The 3051-nt window shown below is 74.5% G+C and carries 3 protein-coding genes; all 3 read right to left on the bottom strand.

The genetic code is table 11. The annotated features are described in order from the left end of the window. A partial coding sequence (locus ET526_RS20930; RefSeq protein WP_135471014.1) for a DUF6950 family protein occupies positions 1–330 on the bottom strand: 330 nt, incomplete at its 3' end. A 3-nt stretch (positions 331–333) separates the two neighbouring features. Next, the gene (locus tag ET526_RS20925; protein ID WP_037301929.1) at positions 334–924 is read right to left on the bottom strand and encodes a hypothetical protein; all 591 of its coding nucleotides are present in this window, start codon (positions 922–924) and stop codon (positions 334–336) included. A gap of 714 nt (positions 925–1638) precedes the next feature. Next, on the bottom strand, positions 1639–3051 hold a 1413-nt coding region (locus ET526_RS20915; protein WP_135471012.1), incomplete at its 5' end, for a coiled-coil domain-containing protein.

The following is a 3051-nucleotide window of genomic DNA, read 5'->3' as shown; positions in this document are numbered from 1 at the left end:
GGTGCAGAGGGTGATCGGCGCGCGCAGCAGTCCGCGCAGTCCGACGAAGGCGACGCGGCCCGCGTCGAGCACCACGCCGAGGCGGTCGGGGTCGGGGGCGAGCGCCACGTCTCCCATGCCCGCCAGCAGCGGCGCCACGCGCGGCAAGCCGGTGCTGTCGGCGGAGGCCGCCAGGTCGGGCAGCACCCGGATGGCGGGCCGCTCTCCCGTCACCGCCTCCACCGCGGCCAGCGCGAAGATCGCGCAGTTCCACTCCCTTGGATGGAAGGCGCGCGTCTCGGCCTCCCGCAGCAGGGCTGCGAGCCGGGCGACCCAGTCGGGATGGCGCATCGGCTATCGCGCCGGCAGCCGGATCTCGGCGTCCTGCAGGGCGGGCACGAATTCGAAGAAGCGGTCGCCCGGGTACTCGGCCTGCTGGTCCGGGTCGGTGTAGCGCCGCACCTCGGCGCGCTCGAGGTCGACGAGGCGGCTCTCGCAGGTCAGCGCCACGCGCGGCTCCTCGCCGTCCACTACCTCCATGGTGTCCATCAGCCCGGTCCAGAGCGGGAACGGGTCGGCGACGAAGGCGCCCTCGGCATCGAGCAGCGCCAACCACAGCCGCGCCGGCCGCAGCCGAAAGCTGCGCTCGGCGAGGGCGATGTCGATCACCTCCTGCGGCACGGGTGAGAGGGTGAGGGTCAGCCGCACGGCGCGCAGCTCCACCGTCTCCTCCACCTCCGACATGGCGCCGAGGTCGCCGATGCCGGCGAAGGTCAGGCCGGCCCAGGAGAGCCCCCCAAGGCCCGTCCACACCCGGAAGGGGCCGCTGGCGAAGTCGAGTTCGCAGAGGATGACGGGGGCGACGACCGGCGCGGTGGCTGCGGCCGAGGCCTGCAGCGTGAGACGCGGCGTCGCGCGGACCGCGGGATCGCCCTCGGTGGTCACGGCAGCGCCTCCTCGAAGCGGGCGGTGATGGCGGTGAAGCGGCCCGGCCGGGTCGGGTTGGCGCTTTCGTCGTCAGAGACCAGGCGCATCGGCACGGTCGGGTTGCTCAGCACCAGCGGCTCGCCGATCGGCGCCGCGGCTCGCAGCGGCGGGGCGATCGGGATGGTCGCGGTGCCGGTGCCGGAGGCCACGACGCGCTCCGTTGCCATGTAGAGGCGACCGGCGATGCCGAGGTAGTCCCCGGCCCCGACGGCGACGGCGTTCGGGTACCAGCCCTGGGTGGCGATGGAGAGCGCGCCCCTGGGTGCCCCCNCTGGGTGCCCCCGCCGCGAAGGCGGGGTTCCCCGAGCCCACCACCATCCCCGTCCCGTCGGTGAAGATCGTCGCGTCGTCGAAGGAGAACGGACCGCTCGGCACGTCGCCCTGGCTCCTGGGATCGCCGGTGCGGAACTCGCGCCGGAAGTCGCGCAGGCGGACGGTGTTCACTGCGCCGGCCAGCGCCGCGAGCAGCCCCTCCAGCACGCCGGCGAGGCGGGCGTTCAGCGGATCGAAGGTCAGCTCGGCCACCCAGCGCGCCCCCTCGCGGCGCAACACCTGCGCCTGGCGGGTGATGGGCGAGACGAAGCGCAGCGTGTTCGGCTGGAGGTAGAAGACCTGCCGCGACGGGCGCAACTCGGCGGGCCAGGCGTATTCCGTCATGCGCGCCCCTCCTCCTTACCCCCTGACGGTGTCGTAGGCCGCGCCGCCGCGGCGGATGGCATCCAGCGTCATCGCCGAGGCCTGGCGGGCGATCTGCCCGGCGAGCAGCCGCAGCCGCGCCTCGACACCGGCATCGGCCCCACGCGCGTCGATGTTGATGGTCTGCTGGATGACCGGGCCGCCGGGTGCGACGCCGTTCGGCAGGACGGTGCCGGCCTGGTCGGGCACGAACCACTCCGGGCCGCGCTCGCCGACGATGTAGGGCCGCCCGGCCGCGACCGGCCCGCCCTCAGCGCGGAACAGCCCGCCGAGCCAGGAGCCGATGCCGCTGAACATGCTGCCGAACGAGAACCCCGACAGCGCGGAGGACACGGCGTTGCCCAGCGGTTCGGTGATCGTGCGGCGGGCGATGATCCGCGCGATGTCCTGCAGCAGGCCTTGCATGACCTTGGACAGCCGCTCGCCCTTGACCACCGCGTCCTCGAAGGCGCTGCTGAAGCTGAGCCCGAGCTCGCGCACCGTGTCGTTGGTGCGCTCCGCGGCCGCCTCGACCCGGTTCTCCGCGCGCTCCAGCTCCTCCAAGGCGCGCTCGGCCTCGCGCTGCACCGTGGCGTCGGGAACGGGACGGCCGATCCGCTCCGATCGGACCACCAGGTCGGAGAGCCGCTCCATCCGCCGCTGGTAGCGCTCGTAGGCGGTCTCGTTGTCCTGGATCAGCCGCTCGCGCTCGCGCAGGATCTCGTTGACCTCGCGCTCGGCCTGGCGCGCCTCCCGGGCGACCTCGGTGCTCGCGCGCCGGACGGCGGCGACGCGGGGCTCGAGCCGGCGCAGCGCCTCGTCGCGCTCCTGCAGGGCCAGGGTCTCGAGGCGGGTGCGCTCGGCGGCGGTGACGGCGCCGGCAGCCTCCGCCTCGCGCAGGCGGCGGACCCGCTCCTCGTATTCGCGGTTGATCCGGAAGCGGTCGTCGAGCTCGCGGGTGAGCTCCTGGACGTCCTGGGTTGCGCGGCGGCGACGGGCATCGGCGGCGGCTTGGCCGGCGCGCTCCTGCTCCTCCAGTCGGCGGTTGAGCGACTCCCGCTCGGCGGTGTCGATCTCGGCGAGGGTGGCGAAGTAGTCGCGCCGCAACTCCTCCAGCCGTGCGCGGCTGTCGACGCCGGCCTGCCGCTCGGCGGTGCCCACGAGGCCGGGACGGATGCTGCCGCGGCGGACCGGGGCGCGCAGGCTGTCGCGGCCGTCCTGCTCGCTCTCCAGCCGGCCGATCTGCGCAGAAAGTGCTTCGGCCTGCCGGCGCAATGCGGCGAGCCGCTCGCCCTCGCTCAGCAGGCCGGCGCCCTGGCGCACACCGTCCACCGCGCGCGCCGCGGCCGACAGCGCCCGGGCGAGCGCGTTGGACAGGCCGATGGCGCGGTCGAGCTGGCCGAGGAAGTT

This window comes from Crenalkalicoccus roseus (assembly GCF_004761865.1).
GTDB classification, from domain to species: Bacteria; Pseudomonadota; Alphaproteobacteria; order Acetobacterales; family Acetobacteraceae; genus Crenalkalicoccus; species Crenalkalicoccus roseus.
This window is presented reverse-complemented; position numbering and strand designations above follow the sequence as displayed.